Raw genomic sequence first — 14,867 nt, 5'->3', positions numbered from 1 at the left:
CAAATGACTTTTGCGCATTTATTATTTTTACGCCCAAGAATATGTGTAATTAAACAATTGGGAAAATAGCCATCTACGCCACCACTGATAGGGTCGAAAGCAATTACAAATGCAGCAATATTGGAGCTTTAATTCTTAGGCATATAGCCATCCGCTCAAGCTATGCAAAAGCGCTCTGGAATGTCACGCCATGCTATTCCCGAACACAATACCCAAAAGGTATCATTGAACATTTTTCGAATGCTCATCCCACCGCAGCCCTTGCATACCAATATTTTATCAACAGTGCGAAGTTGTTATTAAAGGAAGGTCCTAGACTAACAATGATTGTTAGGACAGTTCATAGGGAGTGAGTCATGAAGCCAATAGCGGCGATAGTAATAACATTATTTGTCTCATCAGGACTAATTGCTGGAGAACCTAAACCAGCAACCGAAACAACGATTACTGCGAACAATAAAGTTAAGCAAACTTTACCTTTTAACGACAAACAAGATTTTAAAGATGCACAGCGTGGTTTCATCGCCAAGCAAGACGTTGTCACCATAAAAAATGCCAATGGCGATATTGTTTGGGATCTAGAGGCTTATAAGAAATACATCACCTTAGAGACACCTTCGCCAGACAGTGTGAATCCAAGTTTATGGCGAAACGCCCAGTTAAACATGATTAACGGGCTATTTGAGGTGACTGATGGCATCTATCAAATTCGTGGTTATGACCTATCAAATATCACATTTGTAAAAGCCGATACTGGTTGGATTGTATTCGATCCTTTGATATCTCAAGAAACTGCTAAGGCCGCTCTAGCTTTTATAAACAGTGAGTTAGGAGAAAGGCCCGTCGTTGCCGTTATATACAGCCACAGCCACATCGACCATTTTGGTGGTGTACGTGGGATTGTCGATGAGAAAGATGTATTGGCCGGTAAAGTCGATATTATCGCTTCCTATGGTTTTACTGAGCATGCCGTATCAGAAAATGTAATTGCAGGTAATGCGATGGGTCGCCGCGCAGTTTATATGTACGGGGCATTATTGCCTCGAAATGTACAAGGGGGAGTCAATGGCGGTTTGGGACAAACAACATCCACAGGTCTGGCAACCCTTATAAAACCGACAGATATCATCAAGAAAACAGGTGAAGAGCGCACAATTGATGGCGTGAAAATGGTGTTTCAGTATACACCAGGCACAGAGGCTCCTACCGAAATCAATACTTACTTCCCTGACAAAAAAGCATTATGGATGGCTGAGAATTCTACCAATACGATGCACAACATTCTGACTTTACGCGGAGCTCAGGTACGTGATGCGCTTAAGTGGTCGAGCTATTTGCAGGAAACTATAGAAATGTGGGGGGATGAAGTTGAAGTGAAATTTCAAAGTCATCACTGGCCTATGTGGGGACAATCAAAGATTGTCGACTACTTTAAGAAACAGCGTGACATGTATAAATACACTCACGATCAAACTGTTCGTTTGATGAACCAAGGCTACATTGGTTCAGAAATTTCAGAAATCATTCAGTTTCCTGATGAGATAGAAAACAATTGGAGCACACGTGGTTACTATGGAACATTACGCCATAATAGCCGTGCGGTATATCAACGTTATATGGGATGGTACAGCGGTAATCCATCTGATCTTAACAACCTACCACCTACAGATGCTGCAGTTAACTATGTAGCGTATATGGGGGGAGAACAAGAGATCATCAAGAAAGCAAAAACGGATTATGAAGCGGGAAAATATCGCTGGGTAGCAGAAGTATTAAAACATGTTGTGTTTGCCAATCCGCAAAGTGAACAAGGTAAAAAGTTACTGGCTGATACATACGAGCAGTTGGGATATCAAGCTGAATCGGGCCCATGGCGCTCTGTATATTTACAAGGTGCTTATGAGCTTAGAAATGGCACCCCATCGGCAGGAGGAACAAACACCGCCTCTCCCGATATTATAAAGAATATGCCACCAGAGATGTTATTCGACTACCTTGCAGTGCGCATACTGCCAGATAAAGCCGCAGGTAAAAGCTTTGCAATCAATCTAAACTTCACCGATCTGGATGAGAAATACACGCTTTATATCGAAAACTCCGTATTAAACCATACAAAGAAGCAAGCAGATAAACCGGATGTAACATTGACATTAACAAAATTAGCATTGGATGATGTTCAACTGGGAAACGTTACATTAGAGCAAGCCATCGCCAATGGCGATATTGCGCTTGATGGCGATAAAGATGTCTTTAAAGACTTTGTCGGTATGCTTGATACGTTTAAATTCTGGTTTAATATCGTTACCCCATAAACGAGGAGTGCAGTATGAAGAAAAGCACGTTGTTGCTGTCTACTGCTCTTATCACATCAACAAGCCCACTTAGCTGGGCTTGTTCTTATGATGGGCAATTTAATAACCCTTTTTCTGAAAGTTATCCTGGCTCGTTAGATATTGCTATTGCTACTCAACAAGCGATAAGAACACAATCTATAGAACGCCCACAAAGCCTAGAAGGTCAGAAAGGGTTGCGTCGAGCCAGTTGGTGGCTGAATTTGATGGTTGACCTCTACCCTGAACTACCTTCAGATACCTACATTTATTTGGTCGATAGCAAGCTATGGTCGAAGTATCACTTAGACAAGAAATTGTCAGTACACGTTGATGCTCCCGATGCAGGAGCTCAGATATTACTAATATCTGAAGCAGCACTTCATAACTTGGTAATCAAAAAAATCACGTTCAATACAGCAATAGAGTTGGGATTGATTATTCAGTCTTAAACAACAAGACATTGTAGTTTACCGCTACAGTTATCAGGTAGCGGCACGAAGAGATAGCCAGTTAGCTCATTCTTATACTCAAGGTTAATCTGGGCGTTTAGCAATAAATTCAAAGCTGTATTGATTGAGTTTGAAGTAGTTCACGCTGTACTCGAAGATCGTTCCATCATCAAACTCCCCCACAGAGATCACTTTGAGTAGTGGAGAGCCATCTTCTACGCCTAGCTGCTTATTAATTTTTTTATCTGCGATTTCAGGCATTACCGTTTGCTTGCTTTGCGCTATTTTCATCCCTTTGGCTTCAATATATTCATACTTCGAACCCTGCATGGCATCTACGCTTAAGTCCGAAAATAATGATAAAGGCAGATATGTGCGTTCGAGCATTTCAGGCTCACCATCAATCAACCTTAATCGCTCGATATGGTAAACCTTATCGTGTTCATCAATCTCTAGCTTGGATGCAACCAAAGCATCCGGCTCAAGCACTTCAAAAGTAATGACTTCCGTTGTTGGCGTCTTACCCTGAGCCTTTACTTCTTGATAAAAGCCGCTGAGGAAAAAAGCATCATGAATAGCTGACTTTTGCTTCTTAACGAAAGTACCCCGCCCTTTTACCCGATAAAGCAAATCCTGCTCAACCAATAAAGCCAGAGCCTTTCTCATTGTCATACGACTGACGCCATACGTTTCTAGCAACAAATTTTCCGGCGGCAGCATGTCACCTTCACTGTAAGTGCCTGTTTTAATTTTATTTACTAGGTCATCGACAATTTTTAAATATACCGGCTTCATAACGTCTCAACACTTATATGTATACATAGAGTATACATTAACTAGACATTAATCGCCTCTCCCTTATTGACATGTATAGTATATGTATACATGATATATACATATGGTGTACATAACTACAGAAGAGGTTCCATTATGAAACGACAAAACTTAACCATTATTGGCGGTGGATCGACTTACACTTTGGGCATGATGATGAGTCTGATTGCCGAAAAAGAAAACCTGCCACTTAAAACCGTCCGTTTTTATGACATTGATGGCGAACGCCAAAAGCTCAATGCAGAAGCAACGAAAATCCTACTGAAAGAAAAATACCCAGAAGTTGAAGAGTTTGTTTACACAACGAATCGCGAAGAAGCGTTTAAAGATACAGACGTCTTCTTCATCCAAATTCGTACTGGCGGCCTTGCCATGCGTGAGCGCGATGAACAAATTTCTTTATCTCATGGCTGTGTAGGTCAAGAAACTTGCGGTGCCGGCGGCATGGCATATGGCCTTCGATCTATCGGTGATATGATCGACTTGATAAAAGATATTCGTAAATTCAGCCCTGATGCATGGGTACTTAACTATACAAACCCGGCAGCTATCGTTGCAGAAGCACTAAACCGCATTTACCCAGACGACAAAAAAATTCTCAATATCTGTGATATGCCATGTGTAATCATGGAAAGTTACGCAAAAATGCTGGGATGTGAGCTTTGGGACTTGGTACCAGAATACTACGGCCTGAATCATTATGGTTGGTTTACAAAGGTTCGTAACCGCCAGGGCGACGACCTGACACAAAAGATCAAAGACATCATCTTAGAAAAAGGATTGGAAGCCAGTGCGGTTGATATTGCCCATGATCAGTCATGGCAAGCAACCTTCAAAAACATGCAGATGATGTTATCTGATAATCCAGAGTATCTGCCAAGCACATACCTACAGTACTACCTGTATCCTGAGAAGATGGTAGCAAAAGAAGACATCAACAATACCCGTGCTCGTCAGGTAATTAATGGCCGAGAGAAAAATGTCTTTGCAATGTGCCGCCGGATTATTGAAAACCAAACCACCGAGCAAGAAAACATGCACGCAGACGTTCATGGTATCTACATGGTTCGTGTGGCAGCATCAGTGCTATTCAATAAAGGTGATAAGTACCTCGTTATTGTCCCTAACGAAGGCATTATCAGCAATCTGCAAGACGATGCGATGGTGGAAGTCCCAGCAGCATTGATGAATCATGGCGTAGAGCCATACGCTATTGGTGAAATCCCGACGTTCCAGAAAGCAATGATTGAAACTCAACTTGGTTTTGAAAAGCTCGTGGTTGATGCGTGGTTCACCGGTTCACGTCAGAAGCTAATTAATGCCCTGACACTTAACCGAACAGTAATAAACCTACCAACAGCGAAGAAACTCGTTGATGATATCTTGGCTGAAAACCAAACCTACCTTCCTCAATTCTTTAAATGATAAAGAGTAAATCAAGTAGCTAATGACAAAGGCCCTCCTCTTACAGGGCCTTTTTTTCACACATGCTCTTACCAAATCCAAGCTTGAAACAGCACTAGCTTTAAAACCATTTATACCTACCCTGGCTTACTACTTGGGTCTATTCGTTTCCACGATGATGGACTAAAGCACAGCTATCAAGCCCTCACCTTTTCAAAAATTGTGATTTATATCAATTAGTAATATCACTCTTCGTTTGTGATACATATTGTTTTATCAATTAGGTAGGCGTAGTCTTTTACGTTCAAAATTGGCACCAGATACATCTGCGGTGCTTTCCCCATGCTTCAGTTCCAACAAAAAGGTGATTTTATGCGACTCAAATCTGGTTTTCTCCGGTTGCTTGTTTGTGGCATGTGCTTTATTCCGGCTATCAGTCAGGCATCTGATCTAGACAATTTCAAGGGACTTTCTGGAACGCTCAATATCGCAGGGGGAACAGCACATATCCCGGTCATGAAACAAGCCGCCAAAGCTGTTATGAAATCCAATAGTGAAATTCGTATCACAATCGCGGGAGGTGGATCTGGTGTAGGTGCCCAACAAGTGGCCAAAGGCCTGGTTGAGATCGGAAACACTGGCCGACAATTAAAACCGGGTGAAGCAAAACACGGGCTGATCTCGTTCCCATTCGCTATCGACGGCGTAGCGGTCATCATCAATCCGTCAAACCCAGTTCAAGCATTAACCCAACAAGAAGTAGCCGATATCTTTGCAGGTAAGATAACCAACTGGCAGTCTCTAGGCGGAAATGATCGCCCTATCAACATTTTTACCCGAGATGAGGCCAGTGGAACCCGTGCCGTTTTTGTAAAAAAATTGCTTCACAACTCACCGATGGTCAATCACGCCAATGTTGTACCGTCTAATGGCGCAATGAAAACAGCCATCGCACGTGATCCTGGTGCCATAGGCTACAGTAGCGTCGGCTATATAGACAGCATGGTTAAAGCGCCAACTCTAGATAATGTCCAACCTACCAATGAAGCCTGTGCATCCGGCGAATACCCTATTGTGCGCAAACTATACATGAACACAAAAGGTGAACCTAAAGGACTGGTGCGAGAATTTATTAATTTTATCTACAGCCCACAGGGGGCTGAATATATTCGCGCGTCTGGATATATTCCAGTCAGCAATAAATAACCCATGACATCCCCTATCACGACAGAGCGAATACTGTTGGCACTTGTTACCACTGTATTTGTTCTGATGCTGTTGTTGTTCGGCTTTCTGTTCTGGTTTGCCCTGCCCGTTTTCATTAATACTGAAACACCGGTTTTATCGCTGATCTGGATGCCTGAGCAAGGGCAATATGGCATTTTATCTATGATCGTCGGTTCCGGACTGATCGGTTTAATCGCTCTAACACTGGCTTTTCCCATTGCCGTTGGCATCGCTGGTTTTTGCCTGTTGAATCGCTATCAAAAAATGGCCGTTTGGATCCGTCGAGTAATCCGGCTGATGGCTGGGATCCCGACGGTAGTTTATGGTATTGCCGCTGTTTTTTTACTAGTTCCTCTACTACGTGAAACCTTTCGGGGTGGTTCAGGTTTTTGCCTGCTCGCCGCTGCAGTGATGGTCGTACTATTGATTTTACCCGTTATGGTAATGATGTTAGACACTCACTGCCGACCACTGGCAAACCAGATCCGACTAGCATCTGCATCCATGGGGTTCACCGATACACAGACAGTTTTATACCTGGTCCTACCTAACGCGACCAAAGCGATGGCCTCTGCTGCGTTACTGGGCTTTAGCCGAGCTATTGGTGATACCCTTCTCCCACTAATGTTGGCCGGTAATGCCCCTCAGCTGGCCGACAGCGTATTTGACTCAGTTCGCACCTTAACAGCCCATATTGGCTTGGTTCTCGCAACTGAAAACGGCAGCGCAGCATATAACTCTCTGTTTGCTGCCGGCCTGTTGTTACTTGCGATAAGTGTGACTGTTACTTTGCTAATCAGAAAAATGGAACACGCACAGTGTGATGCACGCAAAGGTGACGCAGAATGAAGGCTCGATTATTTCACCTCTGGTGCCTGGGCTGCACGATCGGACTCTTGGTATGCCTAAGCTTTTTCATCGGTTTTATAATAAATCGTGGTGCGCCCGCTCTCAGTCTTTCGCTATTTTTCGGCGATACCGACCCCATCAAAGGATTACTTGGCCTCGAGCCCATTTGGGACGGAATATGGCCAGCCTGCGCCGGTACGATTACGGTTGTGGTCAGTGCCTTGTCTTTAGCCCTTTTACCTGGGCTGGCAACAGGGATATGGCTGGCAACCAGTGCGGACTCACGCTTCAAAACCATCCTTGCGCTAGGCATTGATATCCTTGCAGGTATCCCTTCAATTTTAATGGGGCTATTCGGATTTACCTTAATCCTATTTCTGCGCAACTGGTTACTCCCATCAGCCAATACGTGCTTACTTTTATCGGCGTTAAGCCTCGCAATGTTAATCATTCCCTATTTAGCCGTCGCAACCCGAACTGCCTTGCAAGCCTTGCCCCCTTCGCTTGAGATAACGGCGCTATCGCTCGGTATGACACACTGGCAAACTTTGCGTACGGTACTGCTACCACAAGCAGCTAAAGGAATTATCGGGGGTATTATGTTGGCGATGGGCAGAGCAGCCGAAGATACCGCAGTTATTATGTTGACGGGCGCAGTTGCCAACGCAGGCATGCCCAGCGGTGTATTTGAACGCTATGAAGCACTGCCATTTACTATTTTCTATTACAGTGCCCAGTACCAAAGTGATTCAGAGCTCCAAATGGCCTTTGGTGCTGCGCTAACCCTTCTGTGCCTCACTGCCGCTATTTTTTCTGTGGCCGGATTATTGCCACGAACACGACAGTCATGGAGAACCTAGTATGACATTCAAACGTCCGCCAGAATTTGCCGGTAAGGTTTCCAATCTCACGATTTCTTTTGGCTCCCAGAAGGTTGTATCTGACGTGAGTGTGGACTTTTATAAAAATCAAATCCACGTATTTACCGGCCTATCCGGCTCAGGCAAAACGACTTTTCTGCGAGCACTCAATCGCCTTAATGATTGTTTCGAGAACTGCCAAACACACGGAAAAATAGAGCTGTTACTTGACGGAACTATGCAGTCTGTTCACGCCATTAAAACCCAACAACTACCAGAATTACGCCGAAAGGTAGGCATGGTATTTCAACACCCACAATTGTTGCCCGGCACAATAAAAGAAAACTTACTCCTACCTCTTAAAGTTGTTCGTGGCCTGAAGGGTAAGGACGCACAACAAAAGCTTTATACCGCCTTCAATCAGGCCGCACTCTGGGATGAAGTCAAAGACCGCCTTAACATGCCAGCCCATTCTCTTTCTGGCGGGCAACAGCAGCGCCTTTGTCTGGCCCGAACACTGGCACTTGAACCTGAAATTTTGCTGCTTGATGAACCTACGGCTTCATTGGATCCTGAAACAACCGCTCAAATTGAAGAGCTTATTATCCAACTCGCTACACGGTATACCATAGTGATGGTTTCCCATTCAGATCAGCAAACAAGAAAGCTAGCTAATCACATCAGTTGTTTTGAGCATGGAAGGATTGTTTGATCAATATAAACACTCCCAACAAAATCTAAAAATTGCGCAATAAATTCTGACTAAATCAGTTCTTCTACTTATGTGAGAGGAGAGATGATATGGACAAAACACCTTCAATTTTGATGATTGGACTGGGAATGCTCGTGGTTTCAGGAGAAGCTTATTCTCAGGAAAGATTTAAAAACATTAGTTTCGTTGGAGCAGGAGTTACTGTCGGAGAGTCCGTGTTTTCTGACAACGGCACCCGATTAGGCGCTGAAGCGAATCTGTTCCATCATAGCAAATACGGCTTCATTGACGGCACCCTAGCAAACTATGCCCTTCTACCTTGGTTTGGAATATCTGGTAACTTACGTATTTCAGAAGTATCTGATGATTTTAATGACATTCCAAATGGTATACAAAATCGGGACAGCAATGGTGAGATCGGGGTTACCTTTGGTACTTTAGGTGCGCGACTAACTTACCTGCATGATGTCACCAACAAACATAATGGTTATGAAGTACAACTCCACTTGGGACGTGTTTTTGATACACCTTTCGAAAAAATGTCATTGTCCCCTTACGTTCAAATAAATTATCGCGATGACAAACTCTCTGACCACCTATACAGTATTTCTCAGAGTGAATCGAACGCATCAGGCTTGTTATCATTCAATGCTGATGACACTTGGGTTTATCAGAGCGGAATTATCACTTTGTACGATTTTAACGACAACATATTAGGTATATCCAAACTGGAAATTGAGCATCATGACACTGATAGTCCGTTGATTCAAAATGACTTAGGATGGAAATTTAGTATAGGTGCCGCTTATAAATTTTGACTTAATATTAAGTAGAAAGGTTTGAAAATTGATGGAGCGCGTTATCGATTTTAGCACTTTATTCATGTTAGAACTTAAAGTGAATAATTATGATACCCGCTCCGTCATGTTCTATATTACTCAACTTCTTTATGACTACTCACCGCCCTTGAACTGCGGAGGTTTATGGCGAGATTGCTAAACACCCCCCCTTCGATATCATTGAGTAATTAGAGAGCAATTTCAAATTATCAAATATTGCATTGATACTTTAAATCACAGTTTTCAGTCGTTAAATAAAATAGTTACTCGCACCTACACTCCTGCTAATAATATTGCTATGTGCAAACGCACCAGATAAAGAGATTGCCATAACCGCAGGTAAAACCTATTAAATATCACATATTTAGCCATTTAAATGAAAAAAGTAAGGTAAAGCTCAAATTGGAAAAAAACCAAACTTGACCACGATAAACCTGGGTGTAAGTTAATCAGGCAATCAGTATGCAATGTTGATAAATATCTGAGTTTTAGAACGCTTACTGATAGTCAATACAGATTATTTTTATAGGTAAAATCTGGTAGGCAAGAAAGCTTTTAAAGTCATATTCTATATGATGTCTTTAAAACATTTATGCAGCTTCTTTAATTTACATTCGAAAGCAAAAAGTGGTAAAAACATGAAGTTCAATAAAACAAGGCAGAAGTTATTTTTATCTGCAGCAATAATGATCACCTCATTAAATATTGTTGGGTGTTCCAATGAAAAAGCTGTAACAGAATCAAAAGAAAGTATTAAAAACAAATCCATTCATATACAAGAGGCATTAGTAACTAAAGAGTACATATATTCAAGCATAAAAAATGATAATTTTATTCTAATCGACACTAGGTCCGATGAGGAGTTCAATGGCTGGGCTATAGATAAAAACATAAAAGGGGGGCATATTCCAGGGGCAATTAATTTATCCTTTAATCTATTGAAAGGGTTAAATGAGGATGAGGTGAGAAAACTATTCATAAAAAATGGATTATCACCAGAAAAAAACATTGTAGTTTACTCTAACTACGGAAAAGAAAGTCTGAACCTTTATAATGTGTTAAAAAAAATCGGATATAAATATGTAGCCAACTACCAGGGTGGGATGGAAGAATGGAGTAAGGACAACTCCCTGAAGGTAGAAAAGTTAAAAAATTATGAAAAGTTGGTCTATCCTCAGTGGGTTAAAGATTTAACAGAAGGAAACGAGGTGAAAAACTATGATGGAAGGGAATACATCATAGTAAACGTAAACTATCAAAAAAAAGAAGAATATAAGAAACGACATATAAAAGGTGCTATCTATATCGATACAAACGATTTAGAAAGCCTTCCTCTTTGGAATGTAGTATCAGATGAAAAAGTAAAAAAACTATTGAATGACACAGGTATAACTAAGGATAAGATGGTCATAGTCTACAGTGATGAACCTATGGCATCAGGTAGATTAGCGCATATTCTTATGTATGCCGGGGTTGAAGATGTAAGAATAATAAATTCCAACATAAAAGGATTGATTGATGCTGGATTAACTCTGGAACAGGGTGAAAATAAATGGATTCCAAATGATGACTTTGGTGGGCAGATACCAATGCACCCGGAATATACTAAGAGTTTAGAACAAGCAAAAGAGCTAATTAAAGATCCTAATGGAAGACTAGTGGCGGTCGTTTCATGGGAAGAGTATGCAGGGGTAAACAACGGTGGATATTCTTACTTCACTGAAAAAGGCCGTATACCGGGATCTGTATTCGGACATGGCGGTTCAGATGGGTATCATTCGGAAGATTTTGTCGATTCTGATGGAACAATGAGGGATTACACCCAAATACAAAAAATGTGGAATGAATGGGACATCAAAGCTGAAAATGAATCTTCTTTTTTTTGTGCCACTGGTTGGAGAGGGGCATTAGCCTTTTTTGATGCATACTTGATGGGATGGGAAAATGTAAGTGTCTATGACGGAGGATTCTATGAATGGATACAGGATTCTACAAACCCTATCGCTACAGGAGATCCGAGAATAAATTAAAAAGACACTGATTATTACCACCGAACCTCAGCTAGCTTAAATAGGCGCTGAGGCATCGGTGCTGTTTGAATACTTCAATAGATCAATTGTTCAAGCATCTTTTCTAGATCAAACTCAAGTATTGCTCGAGCCGATCACATTGGCTAAGTCAATTAATCTGTGCAATGAGTACAGTAGTAATTTGACTAATTGAATGCACAAGCAATAGGATACGAAGCACGTGACAATAACGTTCTGTTTTACGCTGTCAACTAAACGAATACACCTTGATTAGTAAGAGTTATCCAAATGTCTAATGTAGTTCAATTTTCTATGTTCAGTGGTAGTAAGAAGGTCAACACTACCCCATCAAACAAACCACTTAGCCCTAAAGCTTTAAGAGAACAGGCAGCATTGAAACAAGACAGCCGCTGTTACTTTTGTGGTAAGCAAAAAGAACCGAAAGAGCTTAACTGGCTTGATAAGACTGGTTTTAAGGCAAAGACTCATGTTGTCTGCGGTACTTGCAGTTCTGTTGCTAAGTCACGTTCGATGGATGAACTACGGATAATCCTTGCACTGAAAGCCATGGATTTCAGAACGGTTAAGATTCAGCAGTACCTCGAGCTGAGAGAAAAAGGTGTCCAGATAGATGGTGTACGTGAATACAAGTTTTACTTCGAAACTGTTGAGTGATTAAAGCTATGAGTTAAATACAAGCCGATGAGTGAAACTAAATAGCTATCGACTTCATAGACACCAAAACAAATAGGCCAAATGGCGCTTAGTTCAGCTGATACTTCAATAATTCATAAGAAACTATGGGGCTAACCGTTCCAGCCCCACCAATTACCCTCCGCTAGATACAGTTGTTGTCCCATTCGGCGTCCGACATCCTCTACATACCAGGCCAATGTAGCCACATTGAAACCATCGAAACCAAGCCTTCCACTCAGTCTTGTCGCGTGAAGTAGTTCAAACTTCAAGGCTCTCATTTTCTGGTTGTATGAAGCGCAAAGTTGGACAACTCATTTCACCTAAAATCCCCACCACTCTTAAATTATCTTTATAAACAATGATATAGAACAAAACCAGAATCCCATTTAGCCGGACAAAATCCCAAATGAGACTAGAACTGACAGCCTCTCACAAGAGCGGATCAAAACATACTTCTACGTGACCGGCATTTTCGTTTTAATATGGTTTACGACGATACCGCTATGGCAGGGATTTATTCAGAACATGATGGGCATCAAAGACTATGAGAAGGTCTTCAACCTGGCATTGCTGATGCTCGGTTTCTATATCGTCTTTGCATTTAACAACATCATTGATAGCTACTTTTGGTATTGGGCGTACAGACCTGATGCTGTATCAATCACTCATTGTTAATACCTTTTACTATGGGGGAGCATTCATCCTGTATCAAAATGGCTGGTTTGTTCCTAACCTCAACTCGATAGCAGTAATGTTTGGTGTTGGTATTACTATCGATGCAGCTATCACCTTCCTTCTTTACAGCCTGCATAGAAAGAAGGAAAGACAGCCAGATATCCAGGAAACAACGCTTCTTCAGGCATAACAACTCATAACACTACTCAACGAGCCACTCTCTATGCGTGAGTAATAAAGAGTGGCTTTAAATCGAGCTAACTACATTGAGTAACGATCGCGTCAGGAAGCTTATACCGGTTAAAGTTTGGTCGACTTTTTACCTTATTGCACAAAGCAATAAGCATTGCTTCATCTTCTTTATCATTATCCCAAAAAAGACCACCAGCAGTTCGTACAGCGCCCCACATCATACTGGCCTTCAGATAATTAACACCATTATCACGTAACAGACGATAGAAGATATCATCCGACTGTTCTTGCTCAACCTGATGATTGTAATACAACCAATCATGAATCATGGAGGGAAGCATTACATCTGGGTGAAATGGTGAATATGTGGCTTGCCAGGCTAATGCGGGAATACTCGCGCCATCATATCGAAAGAACTTAGGTACAACGATTTCCACCCCTTCGACAAGGATTTCGTAGTCCCTAACTAACTCGTACTTATTCTCGTTTGCATGAGGCGTTAAACTTGGTTGTTTAAGCATACTGAACTCCTTATAAAGCAGTCTTAACCATACAAGGTCAAGAATAGTAGTCATTGGTGATAATAAAATCTGACATATTGGATTTTGCTTACCATCACTCAAATTTCATGAAGGCGTTTGATACTAAATGCTATAACGGAAAATACGATAGTGATGCCAATTTGTTGAACTGTGGGAAAGAAGGCATTAAGCCGGAAATGCACAAAGAAGACCGGAAGGACTTCTAGATGTCCACACAATCCCCAAAGGAAATAATGTATTTATAATCAGAAGCTTATGTAGATAAAAATCTGACAACTCATCAATATACCAAAAAGGCTTTTTCAAAATACGGCAATTTATACCGTGTGGATAACAATTGTTAAAAATGAGAGATATGGCATTGTTACGCGGTCACTAAGAGATGTGGCTTACAAACGCAAGACTGAACCATTGAACCAAAAACATTAACTCAGGGTCTGATAGTTGTCGTTAGCTCAGTTTTGGACAGAAGTTTGCCAGTGCTTTTTCTAAATTAGTAATTGATAAATTAGTGTAAGTATCGCAAAACCTAAACGACTACCGCTTCTAGTGATAGTCGCCTTGAACGGAAATGGAAAGTTCCGTGCAAGCCCTGTTTAGCTGCCAGAGCTTGCCTTGCGGTGAAATCAATCAGACAGGACTGCGCAGATGTCCGTTATTTTGCCGCTTTCTTTCACTAAGGTGAAAGTCCCGTCTACATCAACCGTAAACACTACACGCCCCACATACAACCGTGTCCATGGCCCCGGTGGTTCATCCGTAGGGAAGAAAATCAGCACATTGTGACCAGTAAGTGCAACAGTACTTGTGCCATCGGGATTAACTTTAGTGTGTGCGACTGAACCGTTAGCCATCAGCGATAACTCGGTACCGCTGTACATATTTGTGAACGTCAGGTCTGCGCCCTTGCCAGCTGAAAGCAAACGCACTACGTTTCCATTTTTATCTGTAAACTCTTTTTCGACACGGTGGTCGCTGGGGGTGATATCTATTCCTAGCCCGAAATCGGGACATGCTATCCCTGCTGGCAGCTCTATGTCAAATGTGCTTGCTTGAGCGGTAGCGCACAAGGAGAGTGCTACCAAGGAGGTGCTGAATACGGAATTTTTCATATTTTTATTCTCCTAACTTATCTCATAAAGGGAAAATCTCGGAGGTAATCTTCCTTTGTCATGAACGATTTATACAGATAACTGTATTTCGCTGTCAGACTTTCATGTACAAC

Annotated in this window: 16 protein-coding genes and 1 pseudogene; 12 read left to right on the top strand and 5 right to left on the bottom strand. The window is 41.8% G+C overall.

What is annotated here, in order from left to right:
• Positions 1–356 precede the first annotated feature (356 nt).
• Together AACQ93_RS08095 and AACQ93_RS08090 are read left to right on the top strand one after the other, a co-directional pair.
• On the top strand, positions 357–2,312 hold the full coding sequence (locus AACQ93_RS08095; RefSeq protein WP_064603740.1) for an alkyl/aryl-sulfatase: 1,956 nt from the start codon (positions 357–359) through the stop codon (positions 2,310–2,312).
• 14 nt (positions 2,313–2,326) lie between these two features.
• Entirely contained in the window at positions 2,327–2,782 is a 456-nt protein-coding gene (locus tag AACQ93_RS08090) for a hypothetical protein (RefSeq protein ID WP_064603737.1), read from the top strand.
• A gap of 84 nt (positions 2,783–2,866) precedes the next feature.
• On the opposite strand, the gene AACQ93_RS08085 is transcribed toward AACQ93_RS08090, so the two are convergent.
• A complete protein-coding gene (locus AACQ93_RS08085; RefSeq protein ID WP_064603734.1) occupies positions 2,867–3,577 on the bottom strand; it encodes a GntR family transcriptional regulator in 711 nt (236 codons plus the stop codon).
• 135 nt (positions 3,578–3,712) lie between these two features.
• On the opposite strand from AACQ93_RS08085, the gene AACQ93_RS08080 reads away from it, so the two are divergent.
• The 7 genes from AACQ93_RS08080 (at position 3,713) to AACQ93_RS08050 (ending at position 11,537) form a co-directional block, all read left to right on the top strand.
• The gene (locus AACQ93_RS08080) at positions 3,713–5,041 is read left to right on the top strand and encodes a family 4 glycosyl hydrolase (RefSeq protein ID WP_064603733.1); all 1,329 of its coding nucleotides are present in this window, start codon (positions 3,713–3,715) and stop codon (positions 5,039–5,041) included.
• A 321-nt stretch (positions 5,042–5,362) separates the two neighbouring features.
• Entirely contained in the window at positions 5,363–6,226 is an 864-nt protein-coding gene (locus tag AACQ93_RS08075; RefSeq protein ID WP_232323296.1) for a phosphate ABC transporter substrate-binding protein, read from the top strand.
• Between the two features lie 3 nt (positions 6,227–6,229).
• Positions 6,230–7,096, top strand: coding sequence for a PstC family ABC transporter permease (locus AACQ93_RS08070; RefSeq protein ID WP_064603730.1), 867 nt, complete (start codon positions 6,230–6,232; stop codon positions 7,094–7,096).
• The gene (locus tag AACQ93_RS08065; protein ID WP_064603727.1) at positions 7,093–7,956 is read left to right on the top strand and encodes a PstA family ABC transporter permease; all 864 of its coding nucleotides are present in this window, start codon (positions 7,093–7,095) and stop codon (positions 7,954–7,956) included. The genes AACQ93_RS08070 and AACQ93_RS08065 overlap by 4 nt, the downstream gene beginning before the upstream one ends.
• Position 7,957: 1 nt before the next feature.
• Positions 7,958–8,668 (top strand): phosphate ABC transporter ATP-binding protein, encoded by a 711-nt coding sequence (locus tag AACQ93_RS08060; RefSeq protein ID WP_064603724.1) that lies wholly within the window; start codon positions 7,958–7,960, stop codon positions 8,666–8,668.
• An 89-nt stretch (positions 8,669–8,757) separates the two neighbouring features.
• On the top strand, positions 8,758–9,486 hold the full coding sequence (locus AACQ93_RS08055) for a MipA/OmpV family protein (protein ID WP_064603721.1): 729 nt from the start codon (positions 8,758–8,760) through the stop codon (positions 9,484–9,486).
• 659 nt (positions 9,487–10,145) lie between these two features.
• On the top strand, positions 10,146–11,537 hold the full coding sequence (locus tag AACQ93_RS08050; protein ID WP_064603718.1) for a sulfurtransferase: 1,392 nt from the start codon (positions 10,146–10,148) through the stop codon (positions 11,535–11,537).
• A gap of 14 nt (positions 11,538–11,551) precedes the next feature.
• Here the strand turns inward: AACQ93_RS08050 and AACQ93_RS08045 are convergent.
• Positions 11,552–11,650, bottom strand: a pseudogene (locus AACQ93_RS08045) (IS1595 family transposase); the annotation flags it as partial.
• A 175-nt stretch (positions 11,651–11,825) separates the two neighbouring features.
• On the opposite strand from AACQ93_RS08045, the gene AACQ93_RS08040 reads away from it, so the two are divergent.
• Entirely contained in the window at positions 11,826–12,212 is a 387-nt protein-coding gene (locus AACQ93_RS08040; protein WP_064603715.1) for a hypothetical protein, read from the top strand.
• A 131-nt stretch (positions 12,213–12,343) separates the two neighbouring features.
• Here the strand turns inward: AACQ93_RS08040 and AACQ93_RS08035 are convergent, their stop codons facing one another.
• Positions 12,344–12,502 (bottom strand): hypothetical protein, encoded by a 159-nt coding sequence (locus AACQ93_RS08035; RefSeq protein ID WP_157097530.1) that lies wholly within the window; start codon positions 12,500–12,502, stop codon positions 12,344–12,346.
• Between the two features lie 256 nt (positions 12,503–12,758).
• Between AACQ93_RS08035 and AACQ93_RS08030 the strand changes: the two genes are divergently transcribed.
• Both AACQ93_RS08030 and AACQ93_RS08025 read left to right on the top strand, forming a co-directional pair.
• Positions 12,759–12,908, top strand: a complete 150-nt coding sequence (locus AACQ93_RS08030) for a hypothetical protein (protein ID WP_198160107.1) — start codon at positions 12,759–12,761, stop codon at positions 12,906–12,908.
• Entirely contained in the window at positions 12,883–13,098 is a 216-nt protein-coding gene (locus tag AACQ93_RS08025; protein WP_157097529.1) for a hypothetical protein, read from the top strand. Before AACQ93_RS08030 ends, AACQ93_RS08025 begins: the two co-directional genes overlap by 26 nt.
• A 67-nt stretch (positions 13,099–13,165) precedes the next feature.
• Here AACQ93_RS08025 and AACQ93_RS08020 read toward each other — a convergent pair whose 3' ends face one another.
• Entirely contained in the window at positions 13,166–13,621 is a 456-nt protein-coding gene (locus tag AACQ93_RS08020) for a DUF1353 domain-containing protein (protein WP_064603712.1), read from the bottom strand.
• A 647-nt stretch (positions 13,622–14,268) separates the two neighbouring features.
• Positions 14,269–14,754, bottom strand: a complete 486-nt coding sequence (locus tag AACQ93_RS08015) for a hypothetical protein (protein ID WP_064603709.1) — start codon at positions 14,752–14,754, stop codon at positions 14,269–14,271.
• Between the last annotated feature and the right edge of the window lie 113 nt (positions 14,755–14,867).

The organism is Photobacterium sp. J15, assembly GCF_963870815.1.
GTDB classification, from domain to species: domain Bacteria; phylum Pseudomonadota; class Gammaproteobacteria; order Enterobacterales; family Vibrionaceae; genus Photobacterium; species Photobacterium marinum.
The sequence above is the reverse complement of the archived record's forward strand: the minus strand, read 5'-3'. Positions and strand labels throughout refer to the sequence as shown.

Excerpts from the sequence above, each read along its gene's own strand:
- AACQ93_RS08095 (WP_064603740.1), top strand. The coding sequence starts at position 357 with ATGAAGCCAATAGCGGCGATAGTAATAACATTATTTGTCTCATCAGGA.
- AACQ93_RS08090 (WP_064603737.1), top strand. The coding sequence starts at position 2,327 with ATGAAGAAAAGCACGTTGTTGCTGTCTACTGCTCTTATCACATCAACA.
- AACQ93_RS08085 (WP_064603734.1), bottom strand. The coding sequence starts at position 3,577 with ATGAAGCCGGTATATTTAAAAATTGTCGATGACCTAGTAAATAAAATT.
- AACQ93_RS08080 (WP_064603733.1), top strand. The coding sequence starts at position 3,713 with ATGAAACGACAAAACTTAACCATTATTGGCGGTGGATCGACTTACACT.
- AACQ93_RS08075 (WP_232323296.1), top strand. The coding sequence starts at position 5,363 with ATGCTTCAGTTCCAACAAAAAGGTGATTTTATGCGACTCAAATCTGGT.
- AACQ93_RS08070 (WP_064603730.1), top strand. The coding sequence starts at position 6,230 with ATGACATCCCCTATCACGACAGAGCGAATACTGTTGGCACTTGTTACC.
- AACQ93_RS08065 (WP_064603727.1), top strand. The coding sequence starts at position 7,093 with ATGAAGGCTCGATTATTTCACCTCTGGTGCCTGGGCTGCACGATCGGA.
- AACQ93_RS08060 (WP_064603724.1), top strand. The coding sequence starts at position 7,958 with ATGACATTCAAACGTCCGCCAGAATTTGCCGGTAAGGTTTCCAATCTC.
- AACQ93_RS08055 (WP_064603721.1), top strand. The coding sequence starts at position 8,758 with ATGGACAAAACACCTTCAATTTTGATGATTGGACTGGGAATGCTCGTG.
- AACQ93_RS08050 (WP_064603718.1), top strand. The coding sequence starts at position 10,146 with ATGAAGTTCAATAAAACAAGGCAGAAGTTATTTTTATCTGCAGCAATA.
- AACQ93_RS08040 (WP_064603715.1), top strand. The coding sequence starts at position 11,826 with ATGTCTAATGTAGTTCAATTTTCTATGTTCAGTGGTAGTAAGAAGGTC.
- AACQ93_RS08030 (WP_198160107.1), top strand. The coding sequence starts at position 12,759 with ATGATGGGCATCAAAGACTATGAGAAGGTCTTCAACCTGGCATTGCTG.
- AACQ93_RS08025 (WP_157097529.1), top strand. The coding sequence starts at position 12,883 with ATGCTGTATCAATCACTCATTGTTAATACCTTTTACTATGGGGGAGCA.
- AACQ93_RS08020 (WP_064603712.1), bottom strand. The coding sequence starts at position 13,621 with ATGCTTAAACAACCAAGTTTAACGCCTCATGCAAACGAGAATAAGTAC.
- AACQ93_RS08015 (WP_064603709.1), bottom strand. The coding sequence starts at position 14,754 with ATGAAAAATTCCGTATTCAGCACCTCCTTGGTAGCACTCTCCTTGTGC.